This is a genomic window from Runella limosa DSM 17973, from assembly GCF_000482465.1.
GTDB classification, from domain to species: Bacteria; Bacteroidota; Bacteroidia; order Cytophagales; family Spirosomataceae; genus Runella; species Runella limosa.
On record NZ_AXVJ01000063.1, the window covers coordinates 23863 to 41054 of the forward strand.

At 45.0% G+C, this 17192-nt stretch carries 12 protein-coding genes; 5 read left to right on the forward strand and 7 right to left on the reverse strand.

Annotation, left to right across the window (positions count from 1 at the left end; translation table 11 throughout):
* Positions 1-64: 64 nt before the first annotated feature.
* Together K339_RS0107335 and K339_RS0107340 are read right to left on the reverse strand one after the other, a co-directional pair.
* Positions 65-742, reverse strand: a complete 678-nt coding sequence (locus tag K339_RS0107335; protein WP_028523031.1) for an ABC transporter ATP-binding protein — start codon at positions 740-742, stop codon at positions 65-67.
* A gap of 108 nt (positions 743-850) precedes the next feature.
* Positions 851-2101: an efflux RND transporter periplasmic adaptor subunit gene (locus K339_RS0107340; protein ID WP_028523032.1), complete on the reverse strand. Its 1251-nt coding sequence runs from the start codon at positions 2099-2101 to the stop codon at positions 851-853.
* A 440-nt stretch (positions 2102-2541) separates the two neighbouring features.
* On the opposite strand from K339_RS0107340, the gene K339_RS0107345 reads away from it, so the two are divergent.
* Complete coding sequence (locus K339_RS0107345) at positions 2542-3918, forward strand: sigma-54-dependent transcriptional regulator (protein WP_028523033.1); 1377 nt, start codon at positions 2542-2544, stop codon at positions 3916-3918.
* Positions 3915-5243 carry a sensor histidine kinase gene (locus tag K339_RS0107350; RefSeq protein ID WP_028523034.1) on the forward strand — a complete coding sequence of 443 codons (1329 nt, stop codon included), beginning with the start codon at positions 3915-3917 and terminating at the stop codon, positions 5241-5243. The genes K339_RS0107345 and K339_RS0107350 overlap by 4 nt, the downstream gene beginning before the upstream one ends.
* Positions 5244-5254: 11 nt before the next feature.
* On the opposite strand, the gene K339_RS0107355 is transcribed toward K339_RS0107350, so the two are convergent.
* The 4 genes from K339_RS0107355 to purU form a co-directional block, all read right to left on the reverse strand.
* The gene (locus K339_RS0107355) at positions 5255-6466 is read right to left on the reverse strand and encodes a DUF1501 domain-containing protein (RefSeq protein WP_028523035.1); all 1212 of its coding nucleotides are present in this window, start codon (positions 6464-6466) and stop codon (positions 5255-5257) included.
* 27 nt (positions 6467-6493) lie between these two features.
* Positions 6494-7930 (reverse strand): DUF1800 domain-containing protein, encoded by a 1437-nt coding sequence (locus tag K339_RS0107360; protein WP_028523036.1) that lies wholly within the window; start codon positions 7928-7930, stop codon positions 6494-6496.
* A 125-nt stretch (positions 7931-8055) separates the two neighbouring features.
* The gene (locus K339_RS0107365) at positions 8056-9699 is read right to left on the reverse strand and encodes a sodium:solute symporter family transporter (protein ID WP_028523037.1); all 1644 of its coding nucleotides are present in this window, start codon (positions 9697-9699) and stop codon (positions 8056-8058) included.
* A 98-nt stretch (positions 9700-9797) separates the two neighbouring features.
* On the reverse strand, positions 9798-10607 hold the full coding sequence (gene purU, locus K339_RS0107370; RefSeq protein ID WP_028523038.1) for a formyltetrahydrofolate deformylase: 810 nt from the start codon (positions 10605-10607) through the stop codon (positions 9798-9800).
* 193 nt (positions 10608-10800) lie between these two features.
* Between purU and K339_RS32855 the strand changes: the two genes are divergently transcribed.
* The 3 genes from K339_RS32855 to K339_RS0107385 all read left to right on the forward strand — a co-directional run bounded on the left by K339_RS32855 (position 10801) and on the right by K339_RS0107385 (position 16371).
* Positions 10801-13230, forward strand: coding sequence for a TonB-dependent receptor (locus tag K339_RS32855; RefSeq protein ID WP_051397869.1), 2430 nt, complete (start codon positions 10801-10803; stop codon positions 13228-13230).
* A gap of 168 nt (positions 13231-13398) precedes the next feature.
* A complete protein-coding gene (locus K339_RS0107380) occupies positions 13399-13854 on the forward strand; it encodes a helix-turn-helix domain-containing protein (protein WP_084332134.1) in 456 nt (151 codons plus the stop codon).
* Between the two features lie 114 nt (positions 13855-13968).
* Positions 13969-16371, forward strand: a complete 2403-nt coding sequence (locus K339_RS0107385; RefSeq protein WP_028523040.1) for a 3-hydroxyacyl-CoA dehydrogenase/enoyl-CoA hydratase family protein — start codon at positions 13969-13971, stop codon at positions 16369-16371.
* Between the two features lie 81 nt (positions 16372-16452).
* Here K339_RS0107385 and lolA1 read toward each other — a convergent pair whose 3' ends face one another.
* The gene (lolA1, locus tag K339_RS0107390; protein WP_028523041.1) at positions 16453-17082 is read right to left on the reverse strand and encodes an outer membrane lipoprotein periplasmic chaperone LolA1; all 630 of its coding nucleotides are present in this window, start codon (positions 17080-17082) and stop codon (positions 16453-16455) included.
* Positions 17083-17192 lie beyond the last annotated feature (110 nt).

Sequence of the window (17192 nt, forward strand, 5' to 3'; positions counted from 1 at the left end):
AGGGCAAAGAATTGTAGAAACTCTGTGCCCTTTACTCAAAAATATAATGGATAGGAATACGTGATTAAACGCGCATTTTTTCGGTAACTACCTTACCATCAAACAAGTTGACGATACGGTGTGCAAATCCAGCATCGTACGGGGAGTGCGTTACCATGACGATACTCGTTCCTTCGTCGTTGAGTTGGATGAGGAGTTTCATTACCTCTTCGCCGTTGGCAGAGTCGAGGTTACCCGTAGGCTCATCGGCCAAGATTAGTTTGGGTTTGGCAACGACCGCGCGGGCAATCGCCGTACGTTGTTGTTGCCCCCCCGATAGTTGTTGAGGGAAGTGATTGCGACGGTGCATGATGTTCATGCGGGTCAATACGGTTTCGACCATTTCTTTGCGTTCGTTGGCAGGTACTTTCAAGTAAAGCAACGGAAGCTCGACGTTTTCATACACCGTAAGTTCGTCGATAAGGTTAAAGCTTTGGAACACAAATCCGATGTTTCCTTTGCGTAGTTGTGCCCGTTGGCGCTCCGACAAAGTAGCCACTTCGGTTCCGTGGAAGTCATAGCTCCCTCCCGAAGGATTGTCGAGCAAGCCCACTATATTTAGTAACGTAGATTTTCCACAGCCTGATGGCCCCATGATGGCCACAAACTCGCCATCTTTTACTTCCAAGTCTATTCCATTCAGGGCTGTAGTTTCAACTTCTTCAGTTGAGAAGATTTTTTGAAGGTTGGTTATTTTGATCATGTTAGGCCCTTTACTCCCCAATGGAGAAACGCCAGGGTAGCGTTTTTGTGTGTTTATTTGCCCCGAGACTTGGCTGTTGAAGCCCCCATCGGGGGTTTGGGGGCTTAGTTATTTCATTTCTAATACTTCTTTGTCTCCAAAGTTAGCATACGAACTGGTGATTACTTTCTCGCCTGGCTGCAACCCTTCGAGTACTTCGTAATACTCTGGGTTTTTGCGACCAAGGGTAATGTTGCGTTTGCTTGCACGCTTGCCGCTGTTGTCTAAGACATACACCCAGTTTCCACCCGTATCGGAGAAGAACCCACCAACTGGTAACAACATCGCTTTTTCGGCCTTACCCAAGTCCAAACGAATCGGGGTCGATTGCCCACGCTTGATGCCTTCTGGTGCTCCTTTTGGGAAGCTCATATCTACTTCAAAACGGCCATTGCGTACTTCTGGATAAATGCGCGTGATTTGGAGGTTATGCTCTTTACCGTTGAAATCAAAATGCCCCATTAACCCCACAAAAATCCGTGAAATATAGTGTTCGTCAATCGCTACGCGCATTTTAAAACCGTCCAAGTCATCAATTTGGCCAATATTTTGCCCTTGACTGATGTTTGACCCTACTTCCACATCAATCGACGACAACATCCCGCTCACGGGTGCTTTTACGACCAAGTTATCGAGGGTTTGACGCCACAACTCTACGTTTTTCTGCGTACGCACCAAAGTTCCCTCCAACTGCGTAATCTGCATTTTAGCGTTTTCTTCTTGGTAGTTTTGCGACTCCGTTTCAATGTCACGTTGCTTTACCAACAATTCATAATCGCGTTTCGACTTCAAAAAGTCAGATTCGGGAATGACCTTGTCTTTGAACAACTTTTGGTTACGGTCGTAAATATCTTTGGCTTGGTCAATTTTGAAATCAAGTTCATTGAGCGTACGACGCATGTTGAATCGGTTGACGCGCAACTGTTGACGCGTATTCTGAAGGTCGTTCACCAATCGGCTCGCTTCGGTTTCCGATTGCAAGAAGTTGAGCTTCAAGTTTTGGTTTTCAAGGCGCAAAAGCACTTGGCCTTGGCTTACCATGCTACCACCTTCTACTATTTTTTCTTTCACGTATCCGCCCACAATCGCGTCAAGGCGAATCGTTTTGAGCGGCTGAATTACCCCCGTTACCACAATAAACTCATCAAACGAACCCGTTGAAACGCTTGATACTGTCAGTTTATCTGCTTCTACGTTGAGTTTTGAACGTTTATCTGAAAAGAATACTTGGTATCCGATAAAGGCGATGATGGCGCCGCCGCCTACCACCAAAATGATACGCTGTGTATTCCAAAATTTCTTTTTCCGAACGCGGTCCATTGATCCTTGTGTGCTGTTGTTTGAAGTTTGGTTGCTAAGTGGATGTTTGACTTCCATGGGTGCATTTGTTAATTCTGATGAATTTAATTTTTTTAAACAATGATGGCTGTTAAAAACAACGCCTTGTCTGGCTCACGGTTCTCTAACCTAAACTAAAATCCTTCAATTGTATGTGTTCTTATGGCTGTATGAGTACTGTACCTCTCTTTATCCAATACCCGTGCCAGAACCATAAGTGATTGAATTTTAGACAATTATTCAAAAATGCCATTTCTAATTTTGTCCGTTTTCGGACAAGCATTGTACGGCGGTGGACAGGATTAAAAAGTACGTATTTTCTTACTGATTGATTATGAGGGATTTTGTAACTTGGCACTCTTATTGGGTAAACTCCGTTAGAGTTTGAAACCCTCTGTAAACAACAATCGTATAAATAGCCCATGCTTTCAGCCAAAATCCTCATTGTTGACGACGACGTAGATGTGCTTAGTGCTGCTAAACTGATGCTCAAACGCCATTTTAGCCAAATTGATATTGAAAAAAATCCGCAACGAATCCCTTTTTTGGTCACCAACGGCGACTATGACGCGATTTTGCTGGACATGAACTTCACCCGCGACGTTATCAGTGGTAAAGAAGGGTTTGATTGGCTCGACCGTATTTTAGACATTGACCCGTTGGCGGTTGTGGTTCTTTTTACGGCTTTCGGAAACGTAGAAATGGCCGTTCGGGCGATGAAATCGGGAGCGTTGGATTTTGTTTTAAAGCCATGGGAAAACGACAAATTGCTGGCTACGCTGCAAGCTGCCGTCCAAAAACGGGCAGAAAATAAAGCACACGCCAACGTGCAACCTACTTCCGCGACTCCGACCGCTCCCCCCAAAACCGCCAACAAACCAGCGCAGTCCAGTTTTTTGGCGACCAGCCCCATCATGCAGCAGCTGTATGCTACCGTTGAGCGCGTAGCATCGACGGACGCAACAGTTTTAATTTTAGGAGAAAACGGGACGGGAAAAAGTGATTTGGCCCAACTTCTTCACCAAAAATCAAACCGCATCGACAAGCCCTTCGTCACCGTTGACTTAGGAGCAATTCCTGAAAGTTTGTTTGAAAGTGAGCTCTTTGGAAGTGTCAAAGGGGCGTTTACGGACGCCAAAGAAGACCGCGCAGGACGGTTTGAAGAAGCTCACGGCGGAACGTTGTTTTTGGACGAAATCGGAAATTTATCGCTTCCCATGCAAGCCAAATTGCTTTCGGTCTTGCAAAGCCGCCTCGTGACGCGCGTCGGCTCAAATAAGCCCAAGCAAATCGACGTCCGAGTGATTTGTGCCACCAATCAGCCGCTCGCCCAAATGGTAGCCGAGCGCACTTTCCGTCAAGATTTGTTGTACCGTATCAACACCATTGAGCTTCGCCTGCCTCCGCTTCGCGAGCGCCCCGAAGACATTGTTCCGTTGGCCGAATTGTTCTTAAAACAATACCGTCATCAGTACAAACGAGTGGTGACAGCGTTCAGTGCGGCACTCGTCAAACAGCTCCAACGCTACAATTGGCCTGGAAATGTGCGCGAATTGCGAAGTGCGGTAGAGCGGGCCATTATTTTGACCCAAAACTCCACCCTCCAACCCGAAGATTTCTTCCAAAATGCCTTTACCGAAGCGTCGCAGTTCAATGAAACGTTTCAGTTGGAAGAAATGGAAAAACAACTGATTGTGAAGGCCATGAAGAAATACAACGGCAATATCACAGAAGTAGCGCGCGAATTGGGTCTTTCACGGCAAGCGTTGTATCGGCGCATGGAAAAATACGGACTATGAGACATTTCTCTATTGGTATTCTTTGGCGCATCGTCCTACTTGTGTTTTTTGTAGGCTTGGCAGTGTATTTTGGCAACAAAGAACAGTGGACGGCCGTATCGCTACTTGGGGCATTGGGCGCTGCTGCCATGTTTAACTTGTACCACTATGTCACGAACATCAACCGAAAACTTTCCCGTTTTTTTGAATCGGTTCGTTACTCTGATTTTGCGGTAAAGTTTCGTTCTGACGACAAAATGGGGGCTAGTTTTCAGGAAATTAATCAACAGTTCAACGAAGTACTCGAAGCCTTCCGCATCGCTCGGGCCGAAAAGGAAGCCAATTTACAGTACCTCAACACCATCGTTCAACAAATCAATACGGGTTTGATAAGTTTTGGCAGCGACGGCCGCGTCGAACTGGTCAACAGTGCTGCGTTGAAGATGCTGAGTATTTATCGACTTCGCCAACTTGAAGATTTACAAGAACCTCACCCTCAGCTTTTTTCGCTTATAGCAAACATCAAAACGGGGGTAAAACAACTCTACGAAACCCCCGACGATGAATCGCTTTCGGTACAAGCAACCCAAATTCAGCTACGGGGCAAAGTCCTCAGGATTGTGGTTCTTCAAAACATTCAGTCCGAACTCCAACAGAAAGAAGTAGAGGCTTGGCAAAACCTGACGCGCGTGCTTCGGCACGAAATTATGAATTCGTTGGCGCCGATTTTGTCGTTGGTTGGCACCATGAAAGAGATTGTCCAGCTAGACATACAACCAGAAATCCCCGAAAATGAAGGACTTCAAGATTTGACCGAAGCACTTCAAACCATTGAAAAGCGCAGTACAGGGATTATTCAGTTTGTGAATGCGTACCGCGACTTTACGGCCTTGCCCAAACCTACTTTTGCCGAAATTTCGGTCAAGGAGCTTCTTCAACGGGTGGTTCAGTTATTCCAAAAAAGCTTACAAGAATCGTCGGTACAATTAAAAGTGAGCGTCGTTCCCGACACCCTTCTTCTCAATGCCGATGCTGATCAGATTGAGCAAGTTATTATCAACCTCATTAAAAACGCCATCGAGGCTTTGCAGGGAAATCCTGAACCTCTGATTACCGTCAAAGCCCATTCGGACATCAACCAACGAACCTACATTGAAGTCGCCGATAATGGTTCGGGCATCGAGCCTGAGGCATTGGAGCGTATTTTTATTCCGTTTTATACCACAAAAAAAACAGGCTCAGGGATTGGTCTGAGCCTATCAAGGCAAATTTTGCAGCAACATGGCGGCTCACTGACAGCTACCTCAGAAGTTGGCGAGGGCACCACGTTTGTGATGGTGCTGTGAGAGTATTTACCTTATCCAAACAATCGCACAGGTTCAAACGCTTGGCCGAGAACCAATCGAGAATCCGCTTTGAGCCAGTCGTCGAGCAGGCTTGAATATATTTGACGAAAATCTATTTTGTATTTTAAATCTCCGTTATCCAAATCTGTCAAATCAGGCGCTTCTGACAATACTGGCTTCGTGCGGTGTGGCCCGCCAATCACAAATACGTTGTTGGCCGTACCATGGTCGGTACCGTTGGAAGCATTTTGTTTCACGCGACGCCCGAACTCGCTGAACGTCATAACCATCACATCATCCAAGCGATTATTCGACTTTAGGTCATCCACAAATACACCCACGGCTTCGGCGTACTGACGCAACAGGCGGTCTTGTTGGTCGTTTTGACGAATGTGCGTATCAAAACCCGACAACGATACATAATACACCCGCGTGCTTACGCCCGAGGTAATCAGCTCCGCAATGGTTTTAAGGCTTTTTCCCAACTCTGTTGTCGGATACAACTTACTAGATTTATGTATTTGGGCTTTGTTGTAAACATACTCGGCCGACGAAACAGTTTCTGCCAAGGTTTTGTACAGATACGCCACATTTTCGTAGTCGTCGGCAGGGGTTAGTTTTGAATTAGCTTTTACAAAACCGTTTTGGGTTTGGGAAAACAACTTTTCGGGGTTTTGAAGTGCTAATCCATTCAAATTTTTCCCCTTCAACGCCAAACTTAACGTATCGTCGATTTCGAGGGCTTGGTGCGGAGCGATTTTGGCACTTTGACCCGCACATTGTGCATCTAAATAACGTCCAATCCAACCCGTTGACAGATACTCGCTGGCGCTGCTTCCCGTTTGCCAAATATCCATCGAGCGAAAATGCGAGCGGTCAGGATTGGGATAGCCTACATTGTTGATAATCGACACCAACCCGTTGTCGTACAATTCTTTAATTTTTTCAAGGGCGGGATTCAGCCCAATGTCATCGTTCAAGCGCAGTACGTTCGTTGATTTTATGGCAATCGACGGCCGTTCACGGTAATAAATATCATTCCGAAACGGCACCACTGTATTGAGTCCGTCATTTCCACCCGATAATTGGATGATGACGACTACTTTTTCGTTGAGCGTAGAAGGTGCAGAATACTGCGTTTCGTAGGCTTTCAAAAACTGAGGGACTAATAACGAGCCAGCGGTCGTAAAAGTCGTATTTCTTAAAAATTCGCGGCGTTTCATGGTGGTAGTGGTAGTTAGATAGTGTGTTTAACATACTTGATACTCAGGAATGGACATCAACGCCACCGTCAATTGTTTGACACGCTCGACTCGGCCTGAGGCATTTCCTTGTTTATCAATTTGTTTTAATAAAGAGCTGTTAATAGGTACTTGTATCAAATGTGATGCCAGCGCTTCGGTAAGGTCTTGTTCAGAAAAAGTCTCAAAAAAGGAGGCAAACTTTTCCCAATTCATCGTTACCTCAAATTTATTTTTCCGTTTCACCGTTTCTTCGTTGGCATCCCCGCTTTCTTTTACGCTTGCCGCCAGCATTTCGTTGCGAAAAAGTACTTTTGGCAGCTGCATTCGGGTCAGCAAACTTGAGCTATCAATCCAAGCCGTTCCCGATGGCCAGCCCGCCACGTTGGGGGGATTGAACAACGTTTGTCCCAATAGCTTTTGGGCATACAAGACGGGCGTTTTATCCACAAAATCCATCTGAAGCGTCCGCTGCATTCCCGCTAGTAACTCTACGGGCGACTTGATTTGCGCCCCAATATTGGCAGAGTCGTAAAACCAGTCCTGTGTAAATACATACTCCATGACCTCCAAAATGTCACCATCAGTGCGTAAAAAGCGATTTTTCAATGCTTCAACGTGCTCGGGATTTACTTTTTGATTGACAAAATAGCGGTACAGTTTCGTAGAAATAAACTGAGCCGTTTTGGGATTGGCCAGTAGCATATCCACGACATCCTCTCCCGTGAAGTTACCTGTTTTCCCAAATATCGTTTTGGAACCTTCATCGTGGAATAGTGGCCGAAATACAAACTCGCCTGAGCCGTTAAATCCCCAGCCCGTAAACGCCCTTGCCGCCTCTTTCACATCGTTTTCGGTGTAATTTCCGCGTCCCAGCGTAAACAATTCCATCACCTCACGGGCGAAATTTTCGTTGGGACTTTTTTTACGATTTTGCTGATTGTTCAAAAATTGAAGCATGGCCGCATCTTTGGAAATAGCCATCAGCAAATCGCTAAATTTGCCAAGGGCATGGCGGCGCAACGTATTGTTTTGCTGCTGAACAAACAACGCCATCCTGCTGCGGCAAGCGAAGTGGTTATGCCAAAAGAAAGTCATTTTTTCGCGAAAAGCCCCCGTTCCTTGCCCCATCCGAGCCACCCACGCATCGTTTAAATTTCCGATGCTTTCTCGACGCTCTTCGGCTACGGCCTTTAACTTGTCCTTGATTCCGTCAAGTTCTTGGGTCGGACTAGCTTTCATGTCGCGTTTATCGTTCCGCAATGAAAAATAGGGCATTGGCTCAACGACATTGAAGTCATGAACCTCTTTGCTATCTCGAATAAAATCCTTGATAACCCGCTGCCTCGGGGCCGAGAGCGCGGCTTTTATCTCGTCGGGAGAAGCCCCAAATCCTGCCCTCCAAAAAAAATGTTGAAGCTGACGCTGGTGTGAATTTGCTTCCATAGTGTTTCCTTGAACTGTTTTTTTCTTAGAACCACTCGGAAGGAATAGGTTTAATATACCCACATTAAAAAAATCCCCTGCTAGCCAGTCTAGCAGGGGATTTTTAGAAAAAACGAATTATTGATTTACCAGAACACCGTGTAAAGAATAGCGACAACAACTACTACAATCGCTGCTCCAACGGCAAATGTGCCTTTCACGCGGAACATTGACGCATCAATTTCAAGCCCTTTGTCGCTTGGTTTCCAAAGTCCGAGGGCAATCATTACTGCCACACAGATAAGGAACACGATTCCCATACGGTCAAGGAACGGCACGGTTGACCAATCTGCGCCTGGAAGCCAGTTGTTGTGCATCGAAAAGGCCAACAAGAAACCACCCACAATCGCAAACATAGCGCCCGCCGAATTGGTTTTTTTCCAGAAAAACCCTAACAAGAAGGCCGCAAATAACCCTGGAGAAACCAATCCCGTCATTTCTTGAATAAACTGAAACCCTCCTTTGTCTATCCCCATATAAGGTGATATTATAATCGCCAAAATCATCGCTACCACAATTGTCACCCGACCAACCCACACCAACTTCTTCTCGTCGGCTTCGGGAGCAACGTATTTTTTGTAAATATCTAACGTAAAAATTGTTGAGATACTATTAGCTTTACCCGCAAGTGACGCCACAATCGCTGCCGTCAATGCCGCAAACGAAAGACCTTTCAAACCCACTGGCAACAAGTTGAGTAATACAGGGTAAGCTCTATCTGGTTTGAGTACTCCGCTATTCATCATTTCTGCCTGAAACAACCCTTTTTGATACAAGGTATAAGCCGCAATCCCTGGCAATACCACAATAACAGGCATCAAAAGTTTCAAAAATGCCGCGAATAAAATCCCTTCACGGGCAGTTTTTAAGTCCGCCCCGAGCGCACGTTGCGTAATGTATTGGTTACATCCCCAATAGTTAAGATTTACAATCCACATCCCCCCAATCAATACCGTCAATCCTGGCAAATACATGTAAGCATCTTTGGTACCTCCTTCTCCATCTGGGTATGATAACTGTCCTGGACTAAAAATCATGTGAAAGTGATCTCCCGAATTTTCAAAAATTGTATTCAAAGCACCTGAGATACCAGAAACACCAAATTCTTGAGAAACTAAATCTAGCGCCAAATAGGTAGTTGCCAAACCTCCCAAAATCAAGAAGAACACCTGAATTACATCGGTATAGCCAATTACTTTCATACCACCTACAGTAATAAAAATGGCAAATACTGACAAGCCAATCATACAAACCGTAAAGTCAATCCCTGAGATAGTTGATACAGCCAATGCTCCTAAAAATAGAATAGAGGTCAAATTGACTAAGACATACAACAACAGCCAAAATATTGCCATCGTTAAGCTAACAGTTTGATTATACCGTTTATTCAAAAACTGAGGCATCGTAAAAATGTGGTTTTTGAGGTAAATAGGCATGAAGAAAATACCTACTACTAGCAAGGTTGCCGCTGCCATCCACTCATACGTTGCAATAGCTAATCCGACTTTAAAACCATCGCCTGACATTCCAATAAACTGCTCGGCCGAGATGTTGGAGGCAATGAGAGAAGCACCAATCGCCCACCAAGTCAGTGAACCTTCGGCGAGGAAGAAGTCGGTTGTACTTGCTTCAGCTGATTTTTTTCGTTGGTAAATCCAGTAACCGTAGCCTGCGACTACGACAAAATACACTAGAAAGACTAAGTAGTCTAGGGTTTGGAGTTTTTGCATTTTAATTGCTGGGAGGTTAGTTGTTATTAGGGTCAAATACGTCGCAAGATACGGAAACGTCTATAAAAAAGTAGAAAAAATACTGTTTTAATGCTATTTTACAAAATAATAGTTCGGTTGCCATGAATAAACACACGGTCATTGAATACCAGTTTTAACGCCTTCGACAACACCGATTTTTCGGTATCTTTTCCAAGCGTTGCCATGTCAAATGCCGTCAAACGGTGATCTACCTCTTTGACATCTTGGGCAATGATAGGCCCTTCATCCAAATTATCGTTGACAAAGTGCGCCGTAGCCCCAATGATTTTTACTCCTCTGTCGTACGCTTGTCGGTACGGATTAGCCCCAATAAAGGCAGGTAAAAACGAATGGTGAATGTTGACAATTCGATTGGGATAGTGTTTCACAAAATCCGAAGTAAGCACGCGCATGTATTTGGCTAACACCAGATATTCAGGCTGATAGATGTCGAGCGTGCGTAAAATAGCCTCTTCGTGTTCTTCACGGGTTTTGTGTTCGTGGGAAATAAAATGGAACGGAATCCCAAACTTACTGACTAGCGGTTGAAGGACGTTGTAGTTGCTAATCACCGCCTGAATCGTTGCGTCAAGTTCATCAAAAGCGTACCGTATCAACAATTCACCAAGGCAATGGTGTTCTTTCGTCACAAACAACACCACATCTTTCTTTTTCTTGGGATTCAATCGCAGGTTAAGTCCCGCAGGAAGCGTCGCCGTTAAATCATCCAATATACTTTTCGGATTTCCCTCTCCCTCAAATTCAGTACGCATAAAAAACTGTCCCGACGGGCTCACGTATTCGTCCTGACTAATAATATTTTGGTTGTGATTATACAGCACATGCGTAACTTGGTAGATGAGCCCTTTGTGGTCTGGCCCATCCATGAGGAGAATCTGCTTCATTTGAAGGTAAAAGTTGATTTGGTATTTTTATTCAAATGTACGAATTACGGCTATTTTACCCATTTTTTGGCCAAATATCATTCCTTCTCGCAACCATTGGTGTAAATCCCCCCCTTTGGGTGAACGTCCTCAATAAGCATAGGCGGTAGTTTTGGCTTACCAAACTCATACAGCTATGTTTCGTTTTACACTACTTTTATTGCTTTGCGGGGCTACACACGCCCTTTTTGCCCAAACCATCTCTGGACGCGTTACGGATGAAGTCGGAAAAGGCGTTGAATTTGCCACCGTTACACTCCTAAAAGCCAATGATTCTACCCTCGTCAAAGGCGAAATAACAGATGCTCAAGGGGATTTTTCGTTTGAAAAAATCGCTTTTGGCCGTTTTTTTGTTCGGGTCAGTCAACTTAGCTATGCTACTTTCAGCAGCCCCGTTTTTGTACTCAACTCCGAAACACCTTCTATTCATTTGCGTTCGCTTGCTCTAACCCAAGCCGCGCAAAACCTCAACGAAGTCACGGTACGCAGCACCAAACCCTTTATCGAACGGCAACTTGATAAAACAATTGTCAATGTCGAAAACAGCATCGTCAGCGCAGGTAGCAATGCCCTCGAAGTGCTTGAACGCTCGCCTGGAGTGGTTATTGACCAAAATGACAACCTCAGCCTCAAAGGCAAGCAGGGTGTTGTAGTGATGATAAATGGTAAACCATCCGTTATTTCTAACCAAGACCTTGCCAATTACCTGAGAGGCTTACCAGCCAATACCCTCGAAAAAATTGAAATCATCACCAATCCATCGGCCAAATACGACGCCGCTGGCAACGCGGGTATTCTCAACTTAGTCCTCAAAAAAGACCAAAGCCTAGGCACAAACGGCACACTGAGCTTGTCGTACGGGCAAGGCGTATATGCAAAAACGACCGAAGGCGTGACATTCAACCACCGCAACAAAAAACTCAACCTCTACGGAAATTATAATTACTCCTACCGAAAAGGCTTCAGCCACCTCCGCCTCGACCGTCAATTTTACAAAAACTCAACTTTAGAAGGTGTTTTTGACCAAGATAATTTCATTCGTTTTCCCTTCAAAACGCACACGGCCCGCCTTGGTCTTGACTATGCTATTTCGTCCAAAACGATTATGGGAGCGCTCGTTACAGGCTTGGACAATCGCTTTAATCCCGTCGGGAATACCACGACACGTGTCTTGGATGGTCAACGAAATTTCCTCCGAAACGACTTGAATACCAATGATTCTAAAGACAAATTGCAAAACTACGCGGCCAACCTCAACCTCAAGCATAGTTTCGATACCAAAGGCCATGAGTTAAGCATAGACGCCGACTATGTGCATTACCAAAACACCTCTGACCAACGTTTTGACACCGATTTTTTGGATGGCTTGGGGCAAAAAGTGCTACCAACCGCTATTTTAACGGGCGACATCGCGGGTTCTTTAGACATCAAATCGCTCAAATTTGATTACACCCGTCCACTCAAACAAAAAGCAAAATTAGAATTGGGAGCGAAAAGCAGCTTTGTTCGCGCCGACAATGACCTCAAATACTACAACCTTAGCGACGGGAAACCTGTGTTTGACCCTAGGCAAAGCAATCATTTTATTTACAACGAAAACATCAACGCTGGCTACGTCAACTTTGCCAAAGAGCTGAATAAAATCAATTTTCAGTTGGGTTTACGAGTCGAACAAACCCGCCTAAATGGACATCAAATTGCTACTCAAGCGCAGTTTGATACGTCTTATACGCGGCTCTTTCCCAGTGCTTTTATCAACTATAAACACTCCAAAACCCACCATTGGGGACTTTCACTGAGTCGTCGTATCGACCGCCCAAGCTACAAGCAGCTCAATCCGTTTAAGTTTTTTATCAATAACAGCACCTACAGCGAAGGAAACCCCTACTTACAACCTCAGTTTACGTACTCTCTCGAACTGTCGCACACCTACAAAGACCAAATCACGACGACTCTTTCGTACAGCAAGACGTTCAATAACATCACTGAGGTTATCGTCCCTGCTGATGGAGAAGAAAAAATCACCATTCAAACCAACCGAAATCTAACCGAGTTTGAGTTTTGGGGAATCAACGTTTCGGCGCCTATCCAAGTAACCAAGTGGTGGAATAGTGTCAACAACATCAATACTTATTACGGAAAATACACAGGTTTTACGGCCAATACACCGCTGCAAAATGGAAACTTCAACATTAACATCAACAGCAACAACAGCTTTACGCTTGGCAAAAAAGGCTACGTAGCAGAACTTACCGTCGTGTATCGTGCCCGCGAGATTTATGGATACATGGACGTGCTACCAACGGGACAAGTCTCTGTTGGAATTCAAAAAACTTTCTGGCAACGTAAAGGGACTTTAAAACTCAACGCCACCGACTTGCTTTACACCCAAATCGGGCGCGCTACAGTGACGTTCAATGATTACGTAGAAATATTTCGAGTAAACCGTGATACGCGCGTGGCCACGTTGTCTTTTTCGTATCGTTTTGGTAACAACAAAGTGACCCAGTCGCGCCGTAGAAATTCGGGCGTAGAGGACGAAAAACGCCGAGTAGGAGTTAGTTAACCCCCATTTAACATACTTTAACGAATCGGGTAAGCGTTCATTGATTCAAAATTCTGATGTTTGCACAAGGTTTCCAAACACCTATTAGCAGCCTTATTTTATCAAGATTTTTAAATGAAATAGCCCATTCATGCAACGTTCCCCTGGCATTTTGCATCTTATTACAAAATGAGCAGCATTATGACGGGGGAGCGATTTCATTTTGGGCATTTGTTCAGGCGCGTTTCGCTGGGATTTCTCAGAGAACGCACCCAAGAACGTCCCAGTCAGCTCGTTCATCGGCTCTTTTTTTTATTGAATCAAGAAAAGCTCTACCTCTCTCCGCATTTTTCGCTCGACTCGCTGGCCCTTCGCCTCAACGTTACTCCGTCGCTGTTGTCCAAAGCGCTTCGCGAAACCATCGAACAAGATTTTTTGGAACTTATCAATTATTACCGCGTTCAGGAAGCCAAGAAAATTCTTGCCAATCCCAATAACATCGAAATCTGTCTTGAAAATATTTCGTCACACTTGGGGTATCTTTCGCACAGCAACTTCCTCAAAACCTTCTACCAACATACCCTTCTCACACCCGACGAATACCGCCAACAAATGAACTTGGTGTGCGGGCCGTTGGATTCTTAGCTACTTGAAGTGGTTGTCAGAGATATTTTTTAAAAATATTATGCTTGCATACTATTTTTTTCTACTTTTGGTTCACCAAAAATATCTCATTCAACACATACTGATTTAGATACAATGAACCGTAGCATTAAGAAAGTAGCCGTGTTAGGCTCAGGCATCATGGGGTCGCGTATTGCGTGCCACTTTGCCAACATCGGCGTAGAAGTATTGTTGTTAGACATTGTTCCCAAAGAACTCAACGCGGCCGAGCAAGCCAAAGGTTTGACGCTCGAACACCCTGCGGTTCGTAACCGTATTGTGAACGACGCGTTCCAAAATACTCTCAAAGCAAGCCCTGCGGCCTTGTACAGTGCCAAATTTGCGAGTCGGGTCAAACTTGGTAATTTTGACGATAACCTCGCCGAAATCAAAAACTACGACTGGGTATTGGAAGCGATTGTGGAACGTTTGGACATAAAGCGGTCGTTGTTTGAAAAAGTAGATGCGCTTCGCAAACCTGGAACACTCATTACGTCAAACACATCGGGGATTCCGATTCATTTGATGTCGGAAGGCCGCAGCGATGATTTTCAGAAGCATTTTTGCGGAACGCACTTTTTTAACCCTCCTCGTTACCTCAAATTGTTTGAGGTGATTCCAGGCCCCCAAACCGACAAGTCTATCCTCGATTTCTTGATGCACTACGGAGACTTGTATTTGGGCAAAACTACCGTACTGTGTAAAGATACCCCTGGCTTTATTGCCAACCGTCTCGGGATTCATGCCCTTGTAGAAACGATTCGCGTGGCGGCCGAAATGGGCCTCACGGTCGAAGAAGTCGATAAATTGACGGGTCCCGTGGTAGGTCGCCCCAAATCAGGTACGTTCCGTTTGTCGGATGTGGTAGGTTTGGATACGACCGTCAACGTTTGTAATAACCTCGTCCAGATGCAACACGACGAGTCGAGAGCCGCCTTTGAACTTCCGCCGATTATGGCAAAGCTGATGGAAAACAAGTGGTTGGGCGATAAAACTGGCCAAGGTTTCTACAAAAAATCAAAAGACGAAAAAGGAAAAACGCTCATTTTGGCGCTTGACTTAAACACGTTGGAATACAAGCCATCGGTGAAAGTGAAGTTTGAAACCCTTGAAAAGACCAAGGCCATCGACGACCTCAAAAAACGTTTTGGCATTTTACTCAAAGGCACCGACAAAGCGGGTGAGTTTTACCGTCGTACGTTTGCCAGTGGCTTCCGCTATGCTTCTAACCGCATTCCCGAAATTTCGGATGAGCTTTACCGCATCGACCAAGCCATTTGCGCGGGTTTTGGCTGGGAAATGGGACTTTTTACAACTTGGGATGCCATTGGAGTTAAAAACATGGTAGGCATCATGGAGTCGCTTCAGCTCAATCCTGCCCCGTGGGTATATGAAATGCTGGAAGCAGGGAATGAAACGTTCTATAAAGTTCAGGATGGAAAAAAATTGTACTACGACATTCCTTCCAAATCGTACAAAATCATTCCAGGCCAAGAGTCGTTTATCATTCTTGAAAATAAATCACAGAATATCATCTGGAAAAACGCTGGAGCGTCGATTTACGACCTCGGCGACGGCATTGCAGGCGTAGAATTCCATTCAAAAATGAACACCTTCGGTGCCGAGGTAGTCGAAGGGCTTAATCGCGCGTATGCCATTGCCGAAAAAGATTTCCGTGGCTTGGTCGTCGGAAATGACTCTAACGAAGCTTTCTCAGCAGGAGCCAACTTGGCCATGTTGTTTATGTTTGCGATTGAGCAAGAATACGACGAAATCAACCTCATGATTGCGCAATTCCAACAAACAATGATGCGCGCACGCTACTCGTCGATTCCTGTCGTAACGGCGGCTCACTCGTTGGCGCTCGGAGGTGGTTGCGAATTAAACCTACATTCCGACAAAGTCGTGGCTCACGCCGAAACGTATATGGGATTGGTAGAACTCGGCGTAGGATTGATTCCTGCAGGAGGTGGTACCAAAGAAATGGCGCTCCGTTGCTCAGACTTGTACCAAACAGGCGACCCTGAATTGAATATTCTCCAAACTGCTTTTATGAACATCGCACAAGCGAAGGTTTCGACCTCGGCGCAAGAGGCAGTGGAAATGAATTACATCAAAGCCGACCGCGACCAAATTGTGCTTAACCGAAGCCGCTTAATTGCCGAAGCCAAACAAGCAGCGGTAGATTTGGCGGAAAACGGTTACACGCAACCAAAACACCGCACCGACATCAAAGTACAGGGAAAAACAGGCTTGGCTTTGTTTAAAGCGGGAATTGGAAGTATGCGCATGGCGAATTACATCTCAGACCACGACGCCAAAATCGCCGATAAATTGGCCTACGTCATTTGCGGAGGCGACTTAAGTTATCCTCAAAACGTCACCGAGCAATACCTCCTCGACTTAGAGCGCGAAGCTTTCTTGTCATTAACAGGTGAGAAGAAAACGTTAGAACGTATTCAAGGACTACTTACGGGTGGAAAACCTCCTCGGAATTAGTCGCTATATAGTCCTTGCCAACAAAAAGACCTTCCAAGTTTTTGAAACTTGGAAGGTCTATAAGACGAATTTTATTCTTGCTTATCGGAGGTCAATCACCTCTACTCCTTTGTATTTTGAAGCGTCAAAGGCAAACGACTTGTCATCCACTTTTACGTTAGGAACAAAACTATCTACCTTAAAACCAAGGCGTTGTCCGCTGCGTTGAAAGATTTTCCAGCTTTTTACTGACTTGTCTTTTTTATCTACTTTGATGTGTAGCTTGGCTACTTTCGAATCCTTCTTATCAGGCGTAAGCTCCACTACTTCATAGACCTTCCCTGCTTCAGTTACTTCTTCCAAGAAGGTGTATTTGTACCCTTTTTTGTAAATCGTATATACCTTCGTTGGGTCAATGTCCCCCGCTTCTTTCGGGTCGTAGTTATTAACAGTTGCTTCGTTGCTTTCTTTGATGTAGGTAGTCATGATTTTTCCATCGTTGAAAATCTCTTGACCCGCCATTTTCAAACGAAACTTTGTTCCCTTCACGGTCGCATCCCCTTTTAGGGTTTCTTTCGTTCCCTCATTGATGTATGTAAACGCAACTTTGAACGATGTCATCGTCTTGTACTTATTGCTCATTGCATCCAAAATGGTCGCAGCGCGTTTGTCATTTTGAGCATTTGCGAAAAGGCTCCCCAAAAGAGCCATTGCAACTAGGGCTTTTCTCATTTAATATCTGTTTTTGTTAAAGATGCTATATAGATGGCTTTCCAACGAAAACGTTTAAAACACACGCCTATATAACCAAACTTGATTGAGCAAAGTTACAACAAGTACCG

Bases quoted from the DNA above. Each gene is read 5' to 3' on its own strand.
- K339_RS0107335 (WP_028523031.1), bottom strand. From the start codon at position 742: ATGATCAAAATAACCAACCTTCAAAAAATCTTCTCAACTGAAGAAGTT.
- K339_RS0107340 (WP_028523032.1), bottom strand. From the start codon at position 2,101: ATGGACCGCGTTCGGAAAAAGAAATTTTGGAATACACAGCGTATCATT.
- K339_RS0107345 (WP_028523033.1), top strand. From the start codon at position 2,542: ATGCTTTCAGCCAAAATCCTCATTGTTGACGACGACGTAGATGTGCTT.
- K339_RS0107350 (WP_028523034.1), top strand. From the start codon at position 3,915: ATGAGACATTTCTCTATTGGTATTCTTTGGCGCATCGTCCTACTTGTG.
- K339_RS0107355 (WP_028523035.1), bottom strand. From the start codon at position 6,466: ATGAAACGCCGCGAATTTTTAAGAAATACGACTTTTACGACCGCTGGC.
- K339_RS0107360 (WP_028523036.1), bottom strand. From the start codon at position 7,930: ATGGAAGCAAATTCACACCAGCGTCAGCTTCAACATTTTTTTTGGAGG.
- K339_RS0107365 (WP_028523037.1), bottom strand. From the start codon at position 9,699: ATGCAAAAACTCCAAACCCTAGACTACTTAGTCTTTCTAGTGTATTTT.
- purU (WP_028523038.1), bottom strand. From the start codon at position 10,607: ATGGATGGGCCAGACCACAAAGGGCTCATCTACCAAGTTACGCATGTG.
- K339_RS32855 (WP_051397869.1), top strand. From the start codon at position 10,801: ATGTTTCGTTTTACACTACTTTTATTGCTTTGCGGGGCTACACACGCC.
- K339_RS0107380 (WP_084332134.1), top strand. From the start codon at position 13,399: ATGAGCAGCATTATGACGGGGGAGCGATTTCATTTTGGGCATTTGTTC.
- K339_RS0107385 (WP_028523040.1), top strand. From the start codon at position 13,969: ATGAACCGTAGCATTAAGAAAGTAGCCGTGTTAGGCTCAGGCATCATG.
- lolA1 (WP_028523041.1), bottom strand. From the start codon at position 17,082: ATGAGAAAAGCCCTAGTTGCAATGGCTCTTTTGGGGAGCCTTTTCGCA.